Origin of the sequence: Acaryochloris sp. CCMEE 5410 (genome assembly GCF_000238775.2) — a bacterium.
Classification (GTDB): Bacteria; Cyanobacteriota; Cyanobacteriia; order Thermosynechococcales; family Thermosynechococcaceae; genus Acaryochloris.
In genome coordinates this window covers 2,890,657-2,913,041 of sequence record NZ_AFEJ02000001.1, presented here as the reverse complement: position 1 = coordinate 2,913,041, position 22,385 = coordinate 2,890,657, and the positions used below count along the sequence as shown (strand labels likewise).

15 protein-coding genes are annotated in these 22,385 nt (G+C 47.9%); 9 read left to right on the top strand and 6 right to left on the bottom strand.

The genetic code is table 11. The features are described 5' to 3' along the window. The first annotated feature begins 409 nt into the window (after window positions 1-409). The 3 genes from ON05_RS13345 to ON05_RS13335 all read left to right on the top strand — a co-directional run bounded on the left by ON05_RS13345 (window position 410) and on the right by ON05_RS13335 (window position 5,046). On the top strand, window positions 410-2,545 hold the full coding sequence (locus tag ON05_RS13345; RefSeq protein ID WP_010467722.1) for an ATP-binding protein: 2,136 nt from the start codon (window positions 410-412) through the stop codon (window positions 2,543-2,545). A 36-nt stretch (window positions 2,546-2,581) separates the two neighbouring features. Next, window positions 2,582-4,129: a lycopene cyclase gene (locus ON05_RS13340; protein ID WP_010467723.1), complete on the top strand. Its 1,548-nt coding sequence runs from the start codon at window positions 2,582-2,584 to the stop codon at window positions 4,127-4,129. Window positions 4,130-4,236: 107 nt separating this feature from the next. Then, window positions 4,237-5,046, top strand: coding sequence for an HAD hydrolase-like protein (locus ON05_RS13335; RefSeq protein ID WP_010467724.1), 810 nt, complete (start codon window positions 4,237-4,239; stop codon window positions 5,044-5,046). Here the strand turns inward: ON05_RS13335 and ON05_RS13330 are convergent. Next, window positions 5,043-5,903: a ribonucleotide reductase gene (locus tag ON05_RS13330; RefSeq protein WP_010467725.1), complete on the bottom strand. Its 861-nt coding sequence runs from the start codon at window positions 5,901-5,903 to the stop codon at window positions 5,043-5,045. The two genes, ON05_RS13335 and ON05_RS13330, sit on opposite strands and share 4 nt — an antisense overlap. A gap of 34 nt (window positions 5,904-5,937) precedes the next feature. Beyond that, complete coding sequence (locus ON05_RS13325) at window positions 5,938-7,887, bottom strand: adenosylcobalamin-dependent ribonucleoside-diphosphate reductase (RefSeq protein ID WP_010467726.1); 1,950 nt, start codon at window positions 7,885-7,887, stop codon at window positions 5,938-5,940. Between the two features lie 914 nt (window positions 7,888-8,801). Here ON05_RS13325 and ON05_RS13320 point away from each other — a divergent pair. Further along, window positions 8,802-10,796 carry an AarF/ABC1/UbiB kinase family protein gene (locus ON05_RS13320; protein ID WP_010467727.1) on the top strand — a complete coding sequence of 665 codons (1,995 nt, stop codon included), beginning with the start codon at window positions 8,802-8,804 and terminating at the stop codon, window positions 10,794-10,796. 15 nt (window positions 10,797-10,811) lie between these two features. Here ON05_RS13320 and ON05_RS13315 read toward each other — a convergent pair whose 3' ends face one another. Further along, window positions 10,812-12,002 carry an SPOR domain-containing protein gene (locus tag ON05_RS13315; RefSeq protein ID WP_236618794.1) on the bottom strand — a complete coding sequence of 397 codons (1,191 nt, stop codon included), beginning with the start codon at window positions 12,000-12,002 and terminating at the stop codon, window positions 10,812-10,814. Window positions 12,003-12,563: 561 nt separating this feature from the next. Between ON05_RS13315 and ON05_RS13310 the strand changes: the two genes are divergently transcribed. After that, window positions 12,564-13,037 (top strand): allophycocyanin subunit beta, encoded by a 474-nt coding sequence (locus ON05_RS13310; RefSeq protein WP_010467729.1) that lies wholly within the window; start codon window positions 12,564-12,566, stop codon window positions 13,035-13,037. A gap of 91 nt (window positions 13,038-13,128) precedes the next feature. Here ON05_RS13310 and ON05_RS13305 read toward each other — a convergent pair whose 3' ends face one another. Both ON05_RS13305 and ON05_RS13300 read right to left on the bottom strand, forming a co-directional pair. Then, entirely contained in the window at window positions 13,129-14,166 is a 1,038-nt protein-coding gene (locus ON05_RS13305; RefSeq protein WP_010467730.1) for an SIS domain-containing protein, read from the bottom strand. Continuing rightward, window positions 14,163-16,691, bottom strand: a complete 2,529-nt coding sequence (locus ON05_RS13300; protein ID WP_010467731.1) for a protein phosphatase 2C domain-containing protein — start codon at window positions 16,689-16,691, stop codon at window positions 14,163-14,165. Before ON05_RS13300 ends, ON05_RS13305 begins: the two co-directional genes overlap by 4 nt. A 206-nt stretch (window positions 16,692-16,897) precedes the next feature. Here ON05_RS13300 and ON05_RS13295 point away from each other — a divergent pair, with 206 nt between their 5' ends. Both ON05_RS13295 and ON05_RS13290 read left to right on the top strand, forming a co-directional pair. Next, a complete protein-coding gene (locus tag ON05_RS13295) occupies window positions 16,898-18,508 on the top strand; it encodes a radical SAM protein (protein ID WP_029314918.1) in 1,611 nt (536 codons plus the stop codon). Between the two features lie 492 nt (window positions 18,509-19,000). After that, window positions 19,001-19,684 carry a CAP domain-containing protein gene (locus ON05_RS13290; RefSeq protein ID WP_010467733.1) on the top strand — a complete coding sequence of 228 codons (684 nt, stop codon included), beginning with the start codon at window positions 19,001-19,003 and terminating at the stop codon, window positions 19,682-19,684. Between the two features lie 29 nt (window positions 19,685-19,713). Here ON05_RS13290 and ON05_RS13285 read toward each other — a convergent pair whose 3' ends face one another. Further along, complete coding sequence (locus ON05_RS13285) at window positions 19,714-20,634, bottom strand: phosphodiester glycosidase family protein (protein ID WP_029314919.1); 921 nt, start codon at window positions 20,632-20,634, stop codon at window positions 19,714-19,716. Between ON05_RS13285 and ON05_RS13280 the strand changes: the two genes are divergently transcribed. Both ON05_RS13280 and ON05_RS13275 read left to right on the top strand, forming a co-directional pair. Continuing rightward, entirely contained in the window at window positions 20,633-21,478 is an 846-nt protein-coding gene (locus ON05_RS13280) for a pentapeptide repeat-containing protein (protein WP_039778449.1), read from the top strand. The genes ON05_RS13285 and ON05_RS13280 overlap by 2 nt on opposite strands. 137 nt (window positions 21,479-21,615) lie before the next feature. Then, window positions 21,616-22,374: a M15 family metallopeptidase gene (locus ON05_RS13275; protein ID WP_010467736.1), complete on the top strand. Its 759-nt coding sequence runs from the start codon at window positions 21,616-21,618 to the stop codon at window positions 22,372-22,374. The last annotated feature ends 11 nt before the right edge of the window (window positions 22,375-22,385 follow it).

The following is a 22,385-nucleotide window of genomic DNA, read 5'->3' as shown; positions in this document are numbered from 1 at the left end:
GTGATCTGCAGCTAATGGCATACTCTCTGTCGCTTTGATGGAGTGTAGGATTTTTAAAAATATAGAAAAGAGCTGATCAGTCTTTTGAGCGACTTGGAAACATCAATACCTTATCTCATCATCAACTATGCGGGCGGAGCGTGTTGTCGTATCAGATTGACTCAGATATAGTCATTATTCCTATTGGGGTTAGGTTAGAGTCGAGGTATGCTTGGGAAAATCGCTGTACTATTGCGAAGCTAAAGCAAAGAGGCAAATAATAGCAAAATAACTAAACTTTCCTTTCTAAAGAGAAATGTCTAACCCTCATGACACAATAGTCAACAGGTGTAATTCAGCAAGCAATAGAGGCATACTACAGTCATCTCTCTTTTAACCATTCACCCTACCGCGACTGACAGCCCAAATCGTGAGTAACCTTGAGCAGGATCAAAGACAACGTTTCAGACATCTCTTCATCATTGATGATGCCGAAGGGCGTCGAACCATTTCCTTAGAAGCTGCTACTTACTCGATTGGTCGGGATGTTACCAATTCGATTGTGCTGCATTCCAAAATGGTGTCTCGTCAGCATGCGATTTTGTTGCGAGTTACCGCCCCGGAAACCTCTAATTTTCTCTTCCGAATTATTGACGGTGATTTGCAAGGAAAACGCAGTACAAACGGCTTGATTGTGAACGGTCGTCGTCTCTTTTCCCATGATCTCAAACATGGAGATGTAGTCATTTTTGGGGGGGATGTCAAAACCAAATACTTTGTTGTTTCTAATCTGTCAGATGCCGATTTTGATAAGTTCTGTGAGGCCACAGACTTGTCCATGATTCTGTCGCAGTCTGTCAATCCCTTCCAGACCTTGGTTCCGGATGACGCTGACTTGCAGAATATGAGCGAAGCGTCTCTGGTACGGATGGCGTCTTTCCCTGAGTTAACGCCGAGTCCCATTCTTGAAATGGATTTGCAAGGCACCGTGACCTATCTCAATCCGGCTGCGGTGATGCAGTTTCCTGATATCTCCAAAGAAGGGGTGGCGCACCCCATGTTGCAGGGACTGCTGAAAATGGTGCAAACAGAGCATTCGTCCAAGAGCAACTTCTTTGTTCGGGAAGTAGAAATTGACCAAAATATTTACGAACAATCGATTCACTATATTGTTGAAAGTGATTTAGTCCGCAGCTACGTCACTGATATTACAGAGCGTAAGCGGGCGGAAGAGAAACTCCGACATACAGCCCAGCGAGAATCCATTATCAATCGCATTGTCCAAGCCATGCGGGGGACGATGGTCACGGCTGAAGTCTTGCAAATTACCGTGGGTCTGTTAACGGAAGCCTTGGGTGCTAGCCATTGTCTGATTGTTCAAATGAATTCAGATGGTGAATTAGCGGATCATTATGTGAGTGATACCGCTATTGGACGCCAAGATTTAATTCAGGCCAATGAGATGTTTTTGCGGCATTCTCAAGAGACCTTAGCCCAAGGGCAACAGGTGGTTTTTGCGGATACGAATGATCTCGATCTTGAACTCATTGCCATATGTGAGCAATGCAACATTCAAACCCTGTTGATTTCTCCCCTGCAATATTTACAGAACTATTTAGGCAGCATTAGTCTGTATCATTGCCAGGAATCCACGGAGGAAAGGCTTGCCGTAGAAACTCGAACCTGGAATGCCGATGAACGAGGATTGGTCAAAACCATTGCGGATCAATGTGCGATCGCAATTCATCAAGCCCAACTTCACCAACATGTCCAAGACTTAAATACCAACCTGGCTCAACAGGTAGAAGATCGCACCGCCCAACTCCAGCAAAAAATGCGGGAATTGGAACGTCTCAATAGCCTCAAAGACGACTTCTTGAGTACCGTATCCCATGAATTGCGGACCCCTATGTCCAATATCAAAATGGCGATTCACATGCTCAGCCAGTTTCCCCTTGAACCTCGCCAGCGTCGCTATATCAAAATTTTGGACGCTGAATGTAGTCGAGAAACAGAACTAATTAACGACCTATTAGATCTGCAACGTCTCGAAGCAGGCGGCAATCAAATCAAGTCAGAACCGATCAAAATCCAAGTATGGCTGCCTCGGGCTCTCGAACCGTTTCAATCCCGAATTAAAGATCGAGAACTTAACCTACGGGTAAACTGCGACCAAAGTATCCCCACCTTCCATTCCGATCGCGTCAGCTTAGATCGAATTTTGGCAGAGCTATTAAATAATGCCTGCAAATATACGCCCCAAAGTGGCGAGGTCTCTCTCACGTTGCAGTATCTGGAATTTCCAAAGCCGATGTTGCGGCTGCAAGTGACTAATGAGGCCGAAATTCCAGAACAGGAGCTACCCCGGATTTTTGATAAGTTTTATCGAGTCCCCAATGCCGACCCCTGGAAACAAGGCGGAACGGGTTTAGGACTAGCCCTCGTCCAAAAGTTGATTGAACAACTCGAAGGCGAAATCTCTGTGTCCAGTCGCCAGGGAACCACCACCTTTATCGTCAAGTTACCCTATAAGTCATCTCTCCCCCCCGCAGTCGACGCCAATTAGGTATCTTCAAAAGAGATGTCTTTTTGTGTTGCCTGAATGCCCTCGACTGCTGAATTAATCGCCACCCTACCCGCGCCCTTTCTGGCCAATTTGCAACAGGCCGATCGTCGCTGGAGCCAGTTGCGCCAAGGGCCACCCGCACAGATTCCCACTGTCGTTCAAGACAGTACCGAACGTCTAGGGACGGTGGATTGGGATGTGGTGATCTGTGGTGGCACCTTAGGCGTCATGATTGGCACCACCCTGGCGTTACGAGGCTGGCGGGTCTTAATTTTAGAGCGAGGAATTCTCAAAGGCCGCGAACAGGAATGGAATATCTCCAGAGCTGAGCTGTCGGTTTTAGTAGAGCTAGAACTGCTCACCGAAGCACAACTAGACACCGCCATTGCTAGTGAATTTAACCCCAATCGGATTCAGTTTATGGGGGGACCTGCGGTTTGGGTTCAAGATGTCCTCAATGTTGGGGTTGACCCCGTCTTTTTATTGGATGCCCTAAAAGCTCGATTTCTCGAAGCGGGAGGTCAGCTACAAGAACAGACCGCCTTTTCCAACGTTGTGGTTCATCCCGATGGCGTGGCGATTCAAACAGACACGACCCTCACGGCCCGACTGATGCTGGATGTGATGGGGCATTTCTCTCCCGTTGCCGTCCAAGCCCGTCAAGGGCAAACCCCTGCAGGTATCTGTTTAGTGGTCGGCACTTGTGCGCAAGGACTGCCCGTTCGAGACACCGGAGATTTATTGGTCTCTTTCACCCCCATCGAAGATCGATGTCAGTATTTTTGGGAAGCGTTCCCTGCCCGAGACGGTCGCACGACCTATATGTTTACCTATGCTGACCTGCATCCTCAACGCCCTAGCTTGGAGCATGTGTTTCGCCATTATCTAGACCGGCTACCTGAGTACCAAGATACGGATCTAGCAGAGGTCAAAATCTTGCGAGCCTTATTTGGTATGTTTCCCAGCTATGAACAAAGTCCCCTCCAGTATCCCTGGGACCGCATTATGCCGATAGGGGACAGTAGCGGTAGTCAATCCCCTCTCAGTTTTGGCGGCTTTGGAGCCATGATTCGCCATTTGCGGCGTCTCGATGCAGGTATTCATGAAGCCCTTGGTGCCGATGCCCTAGGGACAAAGGATCTCAACCTACTGCAGCCCTATCAACCCAACCTATCCGTGACCTGGCTGTTTCAGCAATCCATGCGGGCTCCCGCCGATCGCGATCTGAACCCCCAACAAATCAATCAGCTTCTCCAGGTCGTTTTCCAGGAAATGGAGAAACTCGGAGACCCCGTTCTCAAACCTTTTCTCCAGGATATTGTTCAGTTCCCTGCCCTATCGCAAACCTTGCTCCAGATTTCCCTGCGTCATCCGCAACTGACCCCTAAAATTTTGGGGCATGTGGGTTTAGTGGCGTTATTCAAGTGGATTCCCCATTACATGGGCTTGGGCTTATATAACGAGCTGCATCGCCTTATCCCTGCTCTCAAGCAGTGGAGTGATAGTTTGAACCCGAAACAACAATACTATTGGCAACGTCGATATGACGGATGGACCTATGGGACTGGGCACGATTATGAGTAAGTTAACCTTGACAAAAAAAATTTAAGATAAATTGAACTCTACCGAATTCATAAAAAAATGTTAAATTCAAGTAAAGATATATTGCTGACTCCTAGTCGGTCTTGCCTATGACAGGTGTGCCAGCCTTCACACTACCTAGATCGCCATCAGACATTGCTCAAGCTACAGCAAAAAATGACTGGCTTGGAACTCAAAGAACATCACAACTCACCATCTTTTGTGATCTAGATGGTCCCCTGATTGATGTCTCGCAACGATATTACAAAACCTATCAGCTTGCTCTCGCTGAGACCCAAGCATATATTCAAGACCAAGGCGACACGCTAGCGCTGACTCCTTTAAGCCATGCCCAGTTTTGGAGTATGAAGCAATCAAAGCGGCCTGATATCGAGATTGCTTACTTATCTGGACTCTCTGGTAATCATATTGATTTCTTTATGCAGCAGGTTCAGGCGATTGTGAATCAGCCACTGCTGCTTCAAGAAGACCGTCTTCAACCGGGTGTCCATCAGGCCTTAGAACACCTGCTCAACCAAGGTGCACAACTAGCGGTTGTGACCCTCCGCTGCCAAGAACAAGTGGACCAAGTCTTACAGCAGCATCATTTAACGCGCTACTTCCGGTTGATCCGGGGAACGAATGATACCCAGGCAGCCTATAAAAACTATGCGGTCTGCAAACAGTCTTTAATCCAGGATTCAATCAATGCCATGGGGCTGACCAACCACCAGCAAATTTGGATGATTGGTGATACGGAAGCAGATGTATTAGCAGCTCAAGCCATGAAGATTAAAACCGTGGCTTTAACCTGTGGAATGCGTAATTATGCCTTCCTAAACAGCCTGAGGCCGACGAGCATTCAAAGTAACTTGCCGACGGCCACTCAGTTTATTTGTGATCTTTCCAGAGCCGCTTAGCTACAACTACTGTATCCACAGACCACACAAGCACCTCCAGAACACCCATTCACTTGATGGAGTTCGGCCCCACATTCAGGGCAGATAGAAGCAGCATGATCATGGTCTGCAATAGTGGTCCACACTTCAGTCGGCATTACTGCAGTTTTGGTATCGCTGCCGTTATGGCCATTGCCATTCCCGTTACCGTTATGGCCATTATGCTTCGGAGGTGCGGCCTGTTCCTGGCTAGGCTGTGTTGGTTGCCAGGCTGTGGGAGCTTCCTGCAATACCTTACCGATTAAATCAGCTAATCCTAAGAAACGATTAGGACCTAATCCTTCTGAATCTGCTCCCCGAATGCCGCGAATTTGGCGAGCAATCTCAGGGATTGGGGTTTGGTTGACAAGCAACAGGTTGATTAAACGGGCGATCGCTTCGCAAAGAGACTGCACCTCAGTTCCCGATTTACCCACTGTCACCCAAACCGACTGCAAGCCGCTGTCTCCATAGGTCAGATTCACTTCAACCTGTCCCCAAGTAAACGTGGAGATGGTTCGTGTCAGGGCATGGGCATAGGTTCCTGGCTGGGCTGAAGGCAGAGGAGTTGGAGCCGGTTGCACAGGCTCAGTTTTTTCTGCAGCTGCCTCCGTGTCAGGGAGGGTATGTTCCTCACTGACAGGTTCAGCTTGGCTATCCGCTCCATCCATATGGGTTGCAGGATCTACAAAAGCACTGGGAAATTCAGCAATTAGCTGCTGTAGTTTGGAGTCTAAGGCGGGGTCGATCGGCGCTGCACCATCAGGCTTCCCTTCAACCTGATTAAAGGCATCTGGAAAGCTATCGATTAAGCCTAATAAGTCATCCGTTTGGGCCATGCCTATACCTTCTTCTGCGTCTGGGTAATGGGGACTAAGAGTCTTTCTCGCTATTGCCGACCTTGATCGGTTCAGAGTCTAAGGTGCCAGATCGGTAAATGGTGACGCCCTTGAGTCCTGCCTTTTCGGCCAACCGATAAATCTGCTTGATTTCGTCTACGGTGGCATGGGCCGGAAGATTGATGGTCTTAGAAATAGAAGAATCGATCCAGCTCTGCCATTTGGACTGCACAAGGATATGCCAACCGGGCGGAATCTCCCGGGCAATCTTGAAGCTACGGGCAATGTCTGGATGCTGCTTGCCATAGTTAGTATCTGCAAGCGATCCCGTTTGTTTGACGATCTCAGCATCAGCTTCGGGTAGGTTCAATTCATCCAAATAAGGATTGAGAATTTGCACCCAGTTTTGCTGACTGCGAGAAGCATCCACAAACACTTGCTTCCATAGGGTTAAGCCAAAGTCTGGCTCAAAGGCCCAAGAGCAGGCAGCCAGTTGGGCAATGCTCCCCGTGGGGGCAATGGATAAAACCGTGGAGTTACGACGAGGCACTTGGGTCAAATCTTGGCGATCGTTATGGTGAGCTTCTGTGCCGTTATAGTAGTTCCCTTCACTATCCATCCAGCGTTCAAACGGATTGCCGGTCTGGAGATCTTTAATCTGATCCCAAACACCACAGGCTCCTTTCTCGGCAGCGATTGCTTCTGAGGTCCGATAGGCATGATCTGCAATCCAGCTGCCCCAGCGATCGATTTCTTCTAAGTGTCGGGCTGAATCATAGGGAATTCGAGCGAGTTTTAGATAATCAGCCCAACCCATAATGCCTAAGCCCAACTGGCGAAAGACATCACGGACATTATGTTTTTGGTCAGGAGTCGCAAACTCAGAGACATCAAGAACGTTGTCCAGAAAGCGAATCGCAATTCTGACGGTCTCAGCTAAATCATCCCAATCAATTTCAATGTTGCTCTCTGCAGTCCGACGGACAAACTTGGTGAGCACTAGAGAGCCGAGGTTACACGCTGAGTTGGGGGGGAGGAAGATTTCCCCACAGGGATTGGTGCAGGTGACAAAATCTCGAATCGGACTCCGACGCTTGGCATTGTCGATCAGCAGTAAGCCAGGATCTGCGGTGGCATGGGCATTTTCAGCCATGGCCTGCCAGAGTTTGTTGGCCTCTTCATCGCCTTGATCGAGTTTGGCAAAGAACTCGTCATCTAGCTGCACTGAGATGTTGGCGTTATGCCATCTGCGATCGCGTTTCCCTTCTGGATTCAAATGGGTTTCTACCCAAGCCGTGCCGACCTCTGTATGTAAAGCTTTGAGCTTCTCTTGTTTTTCCTGAGACGGCTCATCCTGTTGAGCCAGTTGGGCTAACTGCTCAATCATGGACTTAGCAAAATTGGCATCAATAGTGGACTGGGTTTTCGCCTGAATAAACTCCCAAATATCAGGGTGCTTCCAGTTCATGGAAAACAGAAACGCACCTCGGCGGGCCTTGTTGCCAGTGGTGATTTTCTTGGAATTCTCAGACACCATATCTAGGACTGCACAGGGACCAAGCGCTTTCCCATCTTGGAATGGGGCACCTTTTTGGCGGATATATCCCTTGGAGCCTTCTGCCCCAATATTGATTCCCACCCCACCTCTGAATTTGGTAGTGAGTACTGAGTCAGACACTAACTTAGTGATGTCGTGGATGTGATCTTCAGCGGAAAGGACAAAACAATTCAGCAAGCCACGGGTGCCATGATTACAGTTAGCGAGAATAGACCCACCAGGTACAAACTTCATGGGCTGGAGGATCGACAGAAATTTCTCTTGCCAATAGCTTTGCTGTTCAGGGGTGGATTCCGCACTGGCAACATAGGTCGCTACCCGGTGAACGACGTCTTCCCAAGAGACTTCATCTTCGATCAGATATTTTTGGAGAACCGCTTTTTGGGATTCGCTGAGTTCAGTTATAAAAGATTGAGTGGCAACCATGGCACATCTAGCGTTGAGGGATAAAAAACGGAATAAATTTGCACTATATGCGATTTAATCACCCAAGTTTACATGAATTTTGAGATAGCAGGCCTACGATTACCAATCCGTGATCGACCATTAGCGATTGGCTCAGAATTGCAAACAAGAAGAAACGCTACATATAGCGTTTCTTCTAAATAAAAACACTACATATAGGCTAGGTGCTTGGAGATAAGTGTTCAAAACTTAAAAGGTAAAAAAAGTTTAACTACCATTTCAATGAACAAAAAAGGAAGAAATATCTTTATCTATACCAACTCTTGCTCAGCCTTATTTGACAAATAATTGATTAAAATCAATCAATTATCGCCATTTTTAACCTTTTAAATTATTAAATCGATCTAATTTGGATTTTTTCTCGGCAATATGAATATAATGACCGTTAAGCCATAGATATCGATAGTCAAAGATATTAAACTTTTTTCTACTACCAATTACTACATGCTTGCAATGTGCGTGTCATTTCCTGCACGCACTAATCTATCGGATAGTCTTGAATCTTTAACATTCTGGTGCTGGAATGATCCCCAAAGAAGGTGAAGCTGCGTTGATTCTCTCTAGATGAGAACTATGTAAATCAAATATATTTATTAGATTTAAGGCAATACAAAGCCTTTTGGGATATCAACTATTGGAAATCTGCATCGTCAATGCATCACTTACAAACACGTAGATTGTTTGTAGGTGTTTATTCTTCCTGCAATCACAATTGATTACCGCAAACCCATTCCCTAACCCATCGCAAAGCGTCTTAACCCAACAGAAGGACAGCTTAATTGTTACAATGCTTTACAAGAGACCGTATCTTATCCTGGCCCATGCCGTAACGATTTGATACGTCTAAAGCAATATTGTCCTAGATCTTTGCACCCATGACCTTGGCTGAACCGACCTCCCCACAGTCCCCTTCTCTGCCCGCTGGCCCATCAACAGCCGATTTTTCTGGGGTAGCCGTGGCCACTGAGAACCCCTCGAACCTCACCTCAGCCATAGAGTTTGAGGCTTACGATCCAGCCAAGATTCAGCAAAAATTTCAAGGTCAAATTTTTCGAGTCCTTCAGCGATGGGTCACCATCCTCTGGCCATTTCTTCTGCTCTTTGCCCGGCGTTGGTGGGATAAGCGAACCCCCACCTCTCCTGAACGGCAAAAGCGGCGGGCGGTCCAATTAAGAGAAACCCTCACCGCCCTAGGCCCTGCTTTTATCAAAATTGGTCAGGCCTTATCTACGCGTCCTGATATTCTTACAGGTCCGTACTTAGAAGAATTATCCAAACTTCAAGACCAACTGCCAGCGTTCTCGAATGAGATTGCCTATCGCTTTATCGAAGAAGAACTGGGACACCCACCTCAAGATCTGTATGCTCAATTAACCCCCGAACCTATTGCTGCCGCTTCCCTAGGCCAAGTTTATAAGGGGCAACTGCACTCTGGAGAATGGGTGGCCGTCAAAGTTCAGCGCCCTGATCTGGCAGAACAGGTCACCCTCGATATCTATATTCTGCGGGGTCTAGCCGCCTGGGTACAAAAAAACAACAAATCTATCCGCAGTGATTTAGTCGGTATCCTGGATGAATTTGCCGGACGACTTTTTGAAGAAGTCGACTATACCCAGGAAGGGCGCAACGCTGAGCGCTTTGCCCATCTATATGAATACCTCCCTGAAATCTATATTCCTAAAATTTATTGGGAATATACCAATCGCCGGGTCTTGACCATGGAGTGGATCACGGGGACCAAACTCAATCAGCCCGAGAAAATCCAGGCCCAAGGCATTGATGCGCGCCACCTGATTGACGTTGGCGTCAATTGCTCCCTGCGGCAGCTCCTAGAGCATGGCTTTTTCCATGCAGATCCTCATCCGGGCAACTTGCTGGCTACACCGGATGGCAAGTTGGCCTACCTTGACTTCGGCATGATGAGCGAAATCAAGCTTGAACAGCGCTATGGTCTGATTAACGCTATTGTCCACATCATTAATCGTGAATTTGAAGCCTTAGCCCACGACTATGTCCACTTAGGCTTCCTAACTCCAGACACTAATTTAGAACCCATTATTCCGGCCCTAGGCATCGTCTTTAACAATGCTTTGGGGGCCAGCGTTGCGGAACTCAATATTCAGAGCATCTTTGATCAGCTGTCTGAAATTATGTATGAGTATCCGTTTCGGGTCCCGTCCTACTACGCCCTGATTGTGCGTTCCCTACTGACCATGGAAGGCATTGCCATTGGGGTAGATAAAGACTTTAAAGTTTTGAGCGCAGCTTATCCCTATGTTGCCAAACGAATTTTGACGGATCCTGCCCCTGAACTTCGGGAAAGTTTGAAAGACTTACTGTTTAAAGAAAGTAGTTTTCGCTGGAATCGCCTCGAAAACTTGATGAAAAATGCCCGCAACAACTTTGATTACGATCTAAGTGGATCCCTGGACCAAGCCCTCGATTATCTATTCTCAGAACGAGGAGAACTGATTCGAGATCGGATGGCCCAAGAACTCGTCAATGGCATCGATGCCTTTGGACAGACCACTTGGCATGGTTTAACGGCTAAATTTCGAGAACAGATGGGATGGGAAACTGATAAAGCCTCGGTGGCTGAATTAGAAGCTAATTTTGGCCATATTCAACGTATTTTTGGCTTGTTACAAGAAACGCCTGGTTTTGACCCCGTCAAGCTTGCCAGCGTGGTTCCGCCTTTGTTAGTTAAACCTGAAACCCAAGCCCTAGGCCAACAAATTGCCACTGGTCTTTTGCAAAAAGCACTGGTACGGGTTATTCGAGAATTTCTTTTACCTGAGTCAAGTGATGCTGCTGATTCAACTCGGTATGCACCACCCGTCACTCTCTCCCCTCTGGCTAAGGCTAGTTAAGCCAGAAGCTAAATATCAGCCTGGCGCAATGATGGCGGCAGATAGCCCCTTGGACCGGAGCTGTTTAGCTAATCGCTTTGCTGCATCTAAGGATTCTAGAGCGCCTGCCTGTACCTGTTGGCCGCCTGTACCATTGGTCAGGAATGCAGTAGGTACTATCTTGCGGGTTTGTTGGAGCGAAGCTGCATTGTTGTAAGGAATCACCACATAGAACAAGCCTGTTTCTGACGTCTGATTTTTCAAAATAGGCACAGGTTTCTGGGATAGCGTTGCTGCTGGCGTTGGAGCTGCGCTTGGCTGAGGAGATGGGCTAGTGGCAGGAGAGGGCGAGGGTGAGGAACTGGGGTCTAGGCGACTCAAATTCTCTAAATTGACATCAGAAAACTCTTTCTTGGATAAGTCAGGACCCGGTGGTGAGGTCGCGACAAGAGGAGACTCACTAGGCGGAGCTGGAGCGCTGGGGGATTTAGGGGGACTAGACGCTGAGACTGGGGCGGATGGCCGAGGTTGCTTGGGAGGCCATAATTTATTGCGTAAGCCCGTGACATGAAGAAACAGCACGACAACTAATGCGCCTAAAATGCTGCCCCCCACCAGTAACATGATTCTCTTTGGAGTCAATGGATTGTTAGTCGTTACCGGTGGCGTCTCAGGTTCAGCTACAGCCTCTTCAAGGTGCTGGCGTAAGGCGGTGGAAGAATCGAGATAGTCATCAATGGCTGGGTCGAGTTTAGACAGATGAGGATCATTTTCCGTAGCCTCAGAAGGTAAAGGGGCCCCGGCAACGCCAGCAGGCCGCTTAAATCTGGGTGAAGGTTCTAAGACGGCTTCTTGTTGATCCAGTTTTGTCTCACTATTCTCTGAATCACTTGCTTCTGAATCATTGGCAGAGTCTGTCTCAACCTGGAAGAGTGCGAGTTCGGATGGCGTTAAATCCTCCGCAACATCTTCTAGTTGTAATGGGGAAATAGCGTCTTGTGGTGCAGTGCTAGAAGTCACAGAATCCTCTGTAGATACCGCCTCTGAGTGTGTAGTTTCAGGCAGCATCTGAGGTTCACTGATTTCTTCCTTTACGTCGTCTGGCAACTCCACTAGAGCCTGATGTTGACGAAACAGGGACATTTCAGACTCAATTGTCATATCTAATGTCCCCAAAGCTGCTTTCAACAGAGGGTGAGGACCATTCGAAACAGGGGAGTTAGTCATAGCTAAAGGTCTTGAAAAGGAACATATGTCCCAATACAGCCACAAGAACTATAGCTGTTTTCACGTTGGGTTGGGAGAATGATTAACGCACTGATATTACTGACCGTTGTGCCTTAGAGAAAGTGGTCTAGTGAATCTTGAGATCGCCAGCAGTCATGGTTTAACCCTGGAGGCTTAGGGAGTAGAATGTATCTCTAGAGAACCATCTTGAGCAGTCCACTCTAGACAATAAATGGATGCTTAATAGAATATTAAAAACTGTTACAGCTAGTCTGTGATGGTGACCGTCTTATCTGAAAATAGTCTCTGGAGACTTTTAAGTTATGGACAAAATAGATTCAATCTAAAGCGTTCTGCTCGGTCTCAGGTTACTATAGAAGATGTGGTTTATAGATTTGGTAGTATCTGCATCCGTTTCTCACAGCAGCATTGAATTACTGCAAATGTTTAGCCAGTAGTGGTGTTAGCTCCGAATAATGGCCAATGTAGAGCTATAAAGCTTTTAATTTTTTAGATTTTATCGACATTTAACAAGGAAGCAGGTAAGGAAGTTAAATAATGATGGAAAACACAATCACCTCTGTGATTACCTCATTTGACCTTCAAGGCAAATACATTGATGGTGGTGCTTTACAGCAGCTCAAACATAGCTTCCAAATTGATGAACCGAAAGTTGAAGCCGCTGCAATTATCCGTGACAACGCAGCAGAAATTGTCAAAGAGGCGGTTGCTAAGTCCCTAGATGTGCCAGGTAGCGATGCCTTACCAACGACCCGTCGTTATGCTGCATGTGTGCGGGATCTAGACTTTTATCTTCGCTATGCGACCTATGCCATGGTTGCTGGCGATACGACTATTTTGGATGAGCGTGTGCTCAATGGTCTCAAGGAAACCTACCTAGCTTTAGGTGTGTCTCTAGCCGCAACAATCAAGGCCATTCGAGCGATGCAAGAGGTGACCAGTGATGTGGTGGGTTCTGCAGCAGGCCATGAGATTAGCCCCTATTTTGAGCATCTCTGTGCAGGCTTGAGCTAGGCTTCAAAGTCGCTATCTCCAAAAATTGCTCGATAACCATGATTTCAGCGCTCTCAGATTTCTGAGAGCGCTGATGCTTTCAGAGTAACGGCTATTCTTGGTCAACGACTTTACCGGACCAGCGAAATTCTCCAGGTGTCATATTCTGTTGATCTGCTAACTGGGCAACTAGTTGCTGAATGGGCAAAATCTCTAACAGGGGATGGAGAAAAATATCTTCAATCTCAGGCAGCGGAATATGGGTTGTCCCGATGGTGGGTTGGCCGATACAAACTACTGGCCCGCCATACTCGACAATATCGGCTGCAAGGCGTTGATTGATGCCCAGGGTGGCATCAGGACTAGTTAAGACAATCGAACCAATCTGGGGAACAATCATTTCTCTCGGGCCATGGCGGAACTGCCCGCCCGAATAGCCCTCAGCAGGTATGCGAACCCCTTCTTTAAGCATTAAGGCGGCATTGTTGGCTGTTGCTAAGGCTGGACCACGGCCAATAATGCTGATGTAGGAACTGGCCTTTAGGACATTAAACGCGTTGGAGATGTCGGCTTGCTGCTCTTTGAGAAAGGTTTGGGCTTGGGATGCGATCGCATCCCCATACTCAAAGTCTTGTGGTTGTAACTGGCCTGTCAATGCCCTAGCGATAAAGTGAAGCACTAACATCGAGCTGGTATAGGTTTTGGTGGCAATCCCCACTTCGGGACCGGCGGCCGTGGGCAATGCCACATCACTATGGTCTGCCAAGGTATTTTGTGGAGAGTTCGTAACGCTAATCAGCACAGGAGGCTGTGAACTGTGATGGCGTCGAGCTTCAATTTGCGCCACTAATTTCTGGAGTTCAATACTTTCGCCCGATTGAGAGACGGCTACGATCAGGCTCGGTCTCTCTAGCAGAGTCGGAAGGTAGTGAATTAAGGTAGAGGTTTCGAGATGAAGGGCTGTTTTACCCTGCTGGTTCAGGTAAAACCAAGCTGGATAGAGGGCATTGTAGGAGGCTCCCATACCTGTCAGAAGAATGGACCTCTGGGGATAGTCAGATAAGATAGACCAAACGGTATGGTGCTGATAGGTATAAATCAGCTGGCGTAGAACTTGGGGTTGTTCCAGCACATCCGACTGATAACTCATGAGGCAGGATCTGAGCCAATAGGAGCACCTGCTGGAATATCTTTGCCTTCTAGAGGCGCAGGCGTACAAGCTTTTTGCTGTTCAGGACTGAGCTGGGCAGCGGGAATAATTTCTGTCACTAATGAGGCCAACTTAGATCGATCCACCCAGCCAATTTGGGGGGTAGATGGGGTTGTTACTGATCCGCTAGGATTCTCATCACTCAGTTTTTCATCGATGAGTTGAGCGACGGAATCGGCGTCTGGGTCTGCTCCTTCTTTTTCTAATTTTTCATCTAACTTTTCGGGGGGCAGAATACCCGTACCTTCTTGTTCTGAAACTTCTTCTACAGGCTGGCAAGTTCGAATCCGCAGTGCTTGGATGGGAGCGCCTGGTGCGGTTTTATCTGATGCATCAGCCAGAGGGGGCGGAAAGATTCCATCAACGACCACTAAACTATCGCTTGGAATAGAAATGGTAGAGCCTAGCGCGATTTTAGAGTCTGAAGTTTCTGTCGGTGGATCATCTACGCTTGCGTCATCCACGCCACCAATGCCCTGTAATAGTTCTTTTGGATCCTTGACGACGGAGATCTCAATGGGTTGATCATTGGCACTGACTAACCGGAGGACATCCAACTTATTCGCTTGAGCTAAATCAGGAGGAGGAGGGGGAGTGTCAGGTAGGCTGGGTTCAGGAGAAGGAGAAGCCGAAGAATCTGCGATGGGCTGATTCAGAAAAGGGAGTTTGAGAAAGCCGAGCTGGTAAGCCACTGCGCCGCCAACCCCTAATAAAATCAGGCCCAATAAAATCCATAGGCCGAATCCACTCCCTGAACGCTTTGGAGCAAGAGGAGCGTCGGGAGCAACGGCTTGAGTCTTGGGTAAAACCGTTGGAGGTGTATTATCGACCGGGGCTGATGTTTCTGCTGGCGCACTATTTAAGCCAGTTGCGCCGGTACTTTGGCGTTGACGCGTCACATGGCAATGTACCAAACCAACGGTGACATTATCATGACCATTGAGCTGATTGGCGAGTTCGATCAGACGCTTGCTCGTGCTGGCTAAGTCGGTGCCGCCTTGGAGGAGAGGTAGCAGCTCCTCTCGCCAAATCATATCAATGCGATCGTAGTCACTCAGGCCGTCTGAACACAGCAGGAACAAACAGTCCTCATCCAGTAAGAATCGCTGAACCGTTGGCCGGAGCACTGACGAAGAGGCCATGCCTAAGGCCTGGACCAACGATCCGGAAGCGGGTTGGAGGAGGGCTTCGCGGTAAGGGACATACCCCAATCGCACTTCGCGAGATGCAATATCGTCATCTACCATGATTTGGTAGCAGCCTTGGGTGGTGATCAGGTAAGCCCGACTATCTCCAATATGCGAGACATAAATTTGGTGCGTTTGGGATAACGCCGTCACCAGCGTGGTTCCCATCCGTTGACGATCCTGGCGCTGTTCTTGGTCGTTCCGCTGGCAAATGAGATCATTAGCCTTAAAGGAGGCATTTTCTAATTCTGTAATCACATCAGCGGGTGAGAGATCATCAATGGGTAATTGAGTAAGATGATCCCGTAGCGCTTCGATAGCAATACCGGATGCGACTTCGCCACCGGCATGTCCCCCCACTCCATCGCAAACAATCGCCATTCGCTCTAACGAATTTTGGGTGACTGCGCCATCTGCAGGATAGCAAGCATCTTCGTTATGCTCGCGAACCATGCCTGTATCTGTACGAGTCGCAATATCTATTTTGACTCGATAGGCTTTATGGATATTTTCAATCCAGCTTTCCAATTGGGCGAGCAGTTCTTCTGCTGATTCAACTTCGCCACTGGCTAATTGATCACAGAGGCCATCTAAGGAGTCTGCGAGTTTACCGCTAGTTTTGGGAATGAGCTGTTGCCAAACTAAACCTAGGTCTGCCAAACTCGGTTCTAGGCGAAAATCATTTTCTAATTCCAATAACCGAAAGAGGGATCCTTCGACCCGCATAAAGTCAGGTTGCAATAAACTCGACGCCACCCCCTGAATTCGGAGGGGCTGCCATAGCTGAGCAATTTGCCAGAGCCAGTGGAGTTGGCGCAGAGGTTGGGCGTTGGCCCAAGCATCAAATAACGGCATACCTGCCCCTAGGGCTAGTCCACCCTGGTGACTCGGATCCAGATCGGCAGTGCCTAGAGGTGCGTGCTCTAGTAAGAGCATAAGGGAAGGTTCGGGGTCTCCTAAAGACAGGAGGGTATAGACTTGGGGCAGATGGAGTCGGTAAGGAAATAGCTTCAGGTAAGGGACTAAGGTATCCGGTAACTCAACACTCATTTTGAGAGGAATGCCCGGTTGGGTATCGAAGACCACTCTCGGCCCCTGAAACAGAAACCGATCTTCTAGGAGGTCACCCACTTGAAAGTTATCTACACGAGCGCCCACAACCCAAAGAAAGCGTTTCGGTAAATATGTCCCACATTTCTGGCAAAACTGATCTCGATCAGAGTTGACTGCTCGACATCTGAGATTGGGACATTGCAATTGGGGTTGGGAGTGTGGCATGTGCGTAATTAACGGATTGGGTCCTTGTTAATCTGTATCTAAAGATTGCCCTTATTTAAGAAACGAATGAAGACACATCACCTGGACGATAGTATTAAAGCTATTTTTACCTGAGAGTGTTGGAGAGATAACACATATGTAAAGATGTTTAAACCTAAATGCTGTTACATTAGCCTCTGCTAGACATCAAAGTGTCTCTAGTTTAAGTGTCAACCTCAATCTTTCAATCAGAGCAATTATTGTTTACACCAGGAACGCCAACACCGAATAGGCTTCCGCTTATTTTCGCATTTCCAAACACGTACTGTGTAGGAATAACGAGTTTGGGCTTCCAAGTCGTTTGGGCCATGCTGTGTGCACGTTCTGATCTACAGGTTAGCCGACTTTTCACAGATGTCCAGGAACCCCTCCCCCAACATCCCGTACTCTTGGGTTTTTCTCTGTCCTGGGAATTGGATTATGCCAATATTTTGCAGATGTTGGAGGACTTGGATATCCCATTGCGTAGTCAGCACCGCACAGCGGCTCATCCCTTAGTCTTTGGGGGTGGGCCAGTGCTGACTGCTAATCCCGAACCCTTTGCTGATTTCTTTGATGTGATTCTGTTGGGGGATGGAGAGGAGCTACTGGGGCAGTTTATTGATACGTTTCAAACGGTACATCAAGCCGACCGTGCGACCCAACTGTTGACCTTAGCCCAAGTGCCTGGGGTGTATATTCCCAGCTTGTATGAGATTCAATACCAGGCATCGGAGGGTGCGATCGCAACCATCAAACCCCACACTCCAGACGTACCCGCCCAGGTCCAAAAACAGACCTATCGTGGCAATACCTTGTCCGCCTCAACGGTTGTTACCCCTAAAGCAGCTTGGGAAAGTATCTATATGGTGGAGGTGGTGCGGAGTTGCCCAGAAATGTGTCGTTTTTGCCTGGCTAGCTATTTAACGCTCCCCTTTCGGACTCCAGAGGTGGCCCAAACGCTACTCCCCCAAATTGAAAAAGGACTAGCTGTTACCAACCGTATTGGCCTCCTAGGAGCCTCTGTTACGCAACATCCAGAATTTGAGCAGCTGATCGACTATTTTGCCCACCCTGACCGAGATCAGGTGCGTTTAAGTATTGCTTCCGTGCGGACCAATACTGTGACGGTCAAGCTCGCCCAGGTCCTGGCTCAGCGGGATACTCGTTCGATTACCATTGCGATTGAAAGTGGCTCTGAGCGGTTGCGGCAGATTATCAATAAGAAATTACAGAATGACGAGATTCACCAAGCGGCTGCCAATGCTTATCAAGGTCAACTGAAAGGCCTAAAACTTTATGGGATGGTGGGTATTCCAGGGGAAACAGATACGGACGTTGAAGCGACGATTAATCTAATGTTGCAGTTAAAGAAAAAGGTGCCTGGATTGCGATTAACCTTAGGATGCAGCACCTTTGTCCCCAAAGCCCATACGCCCTTTCAGTGGTTTGGCGTCAACCCTACAGCTAAGAAGTCGCTGCAATTGATGCAGAAGAAGTTGCGATCTCAAGGGATTGATTTTAGGCCTGAAAGCTATAACTGGTCAATTATCCAGGCCTTAATTGCTCGGGGTGACCGACGGATTTCTCATCTACTAGAACTGACTCGGCATTTTGGCGATTCCCTCGGGAGCTATCGTCGAGCGTTTAAGCAACTTAAAGGGCAGATTCCTTCTCTAGACTTTTACGTTTTTCAGGAATGGCCAACAGATCAAATCTTGCCTTGGTCACACTTGCAAGGTCCTCTGCCACAATCCACCTTAGAAAAACATTTACACAATGCCACCGATTTGATGTAAAGCATCAGACTCAATGCTCTGTTACATGAGTAACTTAATGCTCTTTGTTTGTCGATGAAATTAATATGTTAGAGTTCAGTGTTTTTCGCTTTTTGATAGCTTTAAAACAGTACTGATGCTGAGAAGTATTAAGGATTTAAAATCGTTTTTTTTAGAATTCGGTATTTCCACTGGACTATTTTTCTCTCTTCGTCAGTTATACAAGATATAGACACCGTTTGTTTTCTGCCAATTTTGAGGACAGAAATAGGGCTGCTCAATCGTTGATAGAGGTAAAGCCCGACAACGATATTGATTTTTCATTCTTTTAGAAAAAACTATTGTCGATTCCTTTCTGCTACTCCATGCCTTTTGGAGTCATTTAATGCATGAAATTTAGGAGTAGGACATGTTTTCGAGTGCCTATTTATTTTGGATAGGCCTTTTTTATGGCTTGAAGTATCTCTGAACCCGGTGATTCATCTATGTTGAGTAATTTGATGATGTGTTTCCATGCTGCGTAAGCTATATTTTTCGCTTTGTCTTGCTTTCAGTTTGGTGGGTGTCGGTAGTGTTGCAACATCGGTTGCGTTAGCGTGTACAGATCATCCTGCCCAGCCAGCCAATCCATCTCATACCCAAGCCTCTACCAGCCTTAATGTGCATCGTCCAACGTGGTCACGAGAGATGCTAGAGGCTCATAATCAATGGCGTCAGCGAACAGGTATTCCCCCGCTCACTTGGTCAGATGATTTGGCCAAGCATGCCCAAGCCTGGGCGAATCATTTGGCTAACGATAATTTCCGACTCTACCACCGTCCCAATAATCCCTATGGAGAGAACTTAACGTGGGCAGCTCACCAACAACTCTCCCCGACCGAAGTGGTGAATATGTGGGGCGATGAAATCAAGCATTATGATTACGAGACCAATCGCTGCTCTGCGGTTTGTGGGCACTATACCCAGCTAGTTTGGCAGAAGACGACTGAAGTCGGTTGTGCCTATGTTCGCTCAGGTCCTCAAGAAATTTGGGTATGTAATTACAACCCACCTGGCAACTATCGGGGCCAAAAGCCCTATCAAGCAGTTTTGCAGTCTGATCCTTCTTCAAAACAGGTTCTTCAGGCTGCATTCCGATCAGAGTTGCTAACCCAGCTAGGGGTTGGACAGGGAACTTCTCTGCTGCTTACTCCCTAACTGCTGGAATGGGCAAGGGCATGATTGATTCAGGGGGCGTTTTGTGAAGAATTGAACTGGGCATCAGCCATTTCCCCTATGGGGGAGGCATAGATACCCAAATGGGTTGCAACGGGTCGTTCATTCATGGGCCACTTGCCATGGATCGGCGCATTCAACAGTTTCGCTCCAGATCGGGTAGACGTTACTAACGTTGTGGATCCGCCACCATCGAGGTTGAGGGCAATATCAGCGCCAATCTGTTTGATCAGTTGCTCAATATCAGCAAGAGTTGCTCCTTCACTGTAGTCGGGCTGTTTGCCATCTACTACAATCAGCCAGAGGGTTGTTCCGGTTGGGTCCAAGGCTGCAATTGAACGGGCATAGGGTTTATCTGAATCCAACTGTAGTGGTTGATCAGGGTGAAGGATATAGTTACCCGCTACAGCATGGAGGGTATCAGATGGACAATGTCCCGTTTCTACAATTCGGCCCCGCTGGTTTTGATCAAGGCAGAGAACGGGCCACTGTTTCTGCGGAGGAGAATAGGGTTGTCCCATGCTAATGGACTGTCCTAATACATTCACCCGACCGCCTGTATGAGGCGCATAATCCCAAGGGGTTTTTTCGTTGAAATGATAGAAATAACCTGCGTTCATGGCTAACTGCAGGCGAAACTGGGTGAGAAAGGCTGAGGTCGGTTGGGCACGGAACTCATTGTCATCGTCTGCAGGCTGCCCTGGGGTCGCGATCACTCGAATACCAGGATGGGTGAGATCAATCTTGGCAATATGAACGATATAGGGGCGCGGAGAAGTATAAACTTGCCGTTGGTAGGTAATACCGGCAAACAACTGCTGTATCTGAGGGGTTTGGGCCGGACGTTGCCATTGTGATCTGCCATAACAGTATAAAGGGGTTAGTAAACTAAAACAGATGGCTGCCCATCCCAAAATTCGTAATCGTTGCATGGCTAAAGTACACAAGTGGTCTAACCGAAACCTACGGAATCGTTCATTTCGAGGTCAGAATTTACAGCAGGCCAATTTTAGTGGTTCTGATCTTCGAGGATGTAGTTTCGATTTGGCTCAATTACAAGGGGCCAATTTTGATCGAGCCAGGGTAGGTTATGGTCCTGAGTCTATCTTAATCGGGCTATTGGTCGTTATCGATTTTGTAGGGCTGGCCTTTTATGCCATGAGTCAGATGCTCTTTGGTGCATTAGGTCTCACCTCGGAGATCTCAACCTACCCTTATCTCTTAGCCTTGCTCGGTTTTTTGGCAAGTGCTGGCATCAGTAGTGCAATTTTCCCCAGTCGAAAACGAGTCAAACCCATCGCAGCTCTGACCACAGGTGCACTACTAGGTTTCTTCTATGGTGGGGTGATGCTCAAGAATGATCCTCAAGCGGCTGTCCTGATGGCCTGTGTTGGGGGAGTCTTCAGTTTGGGGATGAGTGTGATGGCTAGGACCCGACTGGTTACCGTGGCCATCTATACCGTCGGTGGGTGCGCGGCGTATGGCGTTTGCTTTTTTAGTGGCACTCGAGCCAGTAGTCTCTTGAATGTCCAACAACTGGTGGCAGGGATCGCTTGGAGCCTCCTCTGTCTCGTTTTTTTGGGGATAACGCTCCAAGTGATAGCCAACCTTGTCACAGAACTCAAAGATTTTGCCCACACCTCATGGCGAGGGGCTGATTTATCAGATGTCAATTTAGATGGCATTCAGCTAGACAGCTACAAAAGGAGCCGGTATGGATTACACAACGAACAGGTGAATGCTAGAGAGCCTGTAAAATCTGTATCATCAGGCTAGCGATAGTCATGAGTCAGCTTATGGTTGTTGGAGTTGTCAGCCCTTGGGGATGGTCTGATGGGAGCCTTAAGTACTGATTTAAGGGATGCCATCACTACCCTGACCTCTGTGTATTCCCTCTAGTTTGAGTTTTTGGTATGCCGATCAGCAAACCTTATTTGCAAATGCCGATTGTTGAATCAGGAGAGACGCTGTTACCCATTCCTCAGGATCTCTTTGCCTTTGAAACGCCTCATCCTTATGAAGTTTTAGGTGCACCCTATGAACAGGCATCTCCCTATTTCCTCCGGAAGGGCGTGCTAGCGGCTCTCCAAGCTGCTCAAGACTACTTACAACAGCGTCAGCCTCATTGGCAAATTATGATTTTTGATGCCTATCGCCCCATTGCGGTACAGGCTTTTATGGTGAATTTCACTTATGACCAAGTACTCAAAGAGAAAGGCTGGCATGCAGAGACCTTATCGTCCAGTCAAACAGAAGCCGCGTGGCAGGAAGTCTATGGATTATGGGCTCCCCCCAACCTGAATCCCAAGTCACCTCCTCCGCACAGTACTGGCGCTGCAGTAGATATCACTCTGTTTGATCAACAGACAGATGAGCCTGTGTTTATGGGATCTGAGATTGATGAATTGTCGGTGCGATCGCATCCCCACTACTTTGCAGATCTGGCCAACAATCCTCAAACCCCACCCAACGAAAAACGGCTTGCAGAGCAAGCCGATCAAAACCGTAGGATTATGTGCGATGCCATGAGCCAAGCAGGCTTCCAACGGCATCAAAACGAATGGTGGCATTTTTGTTTAGGGGATCAGATGTGGGCCTGGCTCAATCAGCTTGAACAGCCTCATCTGACTTTTAAGGCCCGCTATGGCCGCATCGAGCCGGTCGGATCTTAAGCTCGATGCGG

Coding starts and splice junctions, on each gene's coding strand:
- ON05_RS13340 (WP_010467723.1), top strand. CDS start 2,582: ATGCCCTCGACTGCTGAATTAATCGCCACCCTACCCGCGCCCTTTCTG.
- ON05_RS13335 (WP_010467724.1), top strand. CDS start 4,237: ATGACAGGTGTGCCAGCCTTCACACTACCTAGATCGCCATCAGACATT.
- ON05_RS13330 (WP_010467725.1), bottom strand. CDS start 5,903: ATGGCCCAAACGGATGACTTATTAGGCTTAATCGATAGCTTTCCAGAT.
- ON05_RS13325 (WP_010467726.1), bottom strand. CDS start 7,887: ATGGTTGCCACTCAATCTTTTATAACTGAACTCAGCGAATCCCAAAAA.
- ON05_RS13320 (WP_010467727.1), top strand. CDS start 8,802: ATGACCTTGGCTGAACCGACCTCCCCACAGTCCCCTTCTCTGCCCGCT.
- ON05_RS13315 (WP_236618794.1), bottom strand. CDS start 12,002: ATGACTAACTCCCCTGTTTCGAATGGTCCTCACCCTCTGTTGAAAGCA.
- ON05_RS13310 (WP_010467729.1), top strand. CDS start 12,564: ATGGAAAACACAATCACCTCTGTGATTACCTCATTTGACCTTCAAGGC.
- ON05_RS13305 (WP_010467730.1), bottom strand. CDS start 14,166: ATGAGTTATCAGTCGGATGTGCTGGAACAACCCCAAGTTCTACGCCAG.
- ON05_RS13300 (WP_010467731.1), bottom strand. CDS start 16,691: ATGCCACACTCCCAACCCCAATTGCAATGTCCCAATCTCAGATGTCGA.
- ON05_RS13290 (WP_010467733.1), top strand. CDS start 19,001: ATGCTGCGTAAGCTATATTTTTCGCTTTGTCTTGCTTTCAGTTTGGTG.
- ON05_RS13280 (WP_039778449.1), top strand. CDS start 20,633: ATGGCTAAAGTACACAAGTGGTCTAACCGAAACCTACGGAATCGTTCA.
- ON05_RS13285 (WP_029314919.1), bottom strand. CDS start 20,634: ATGCAACGATTACGAATTTTGGGATGGGCAGCCATCTGTTTTAGTTTA.
- ON05_RS13275 (WP_010467736.1), top strand. CDS start 21,616: ATGCCGATCAGCAAACCTTATTTGCAAATGCCGATTGTTGAATCAGGA.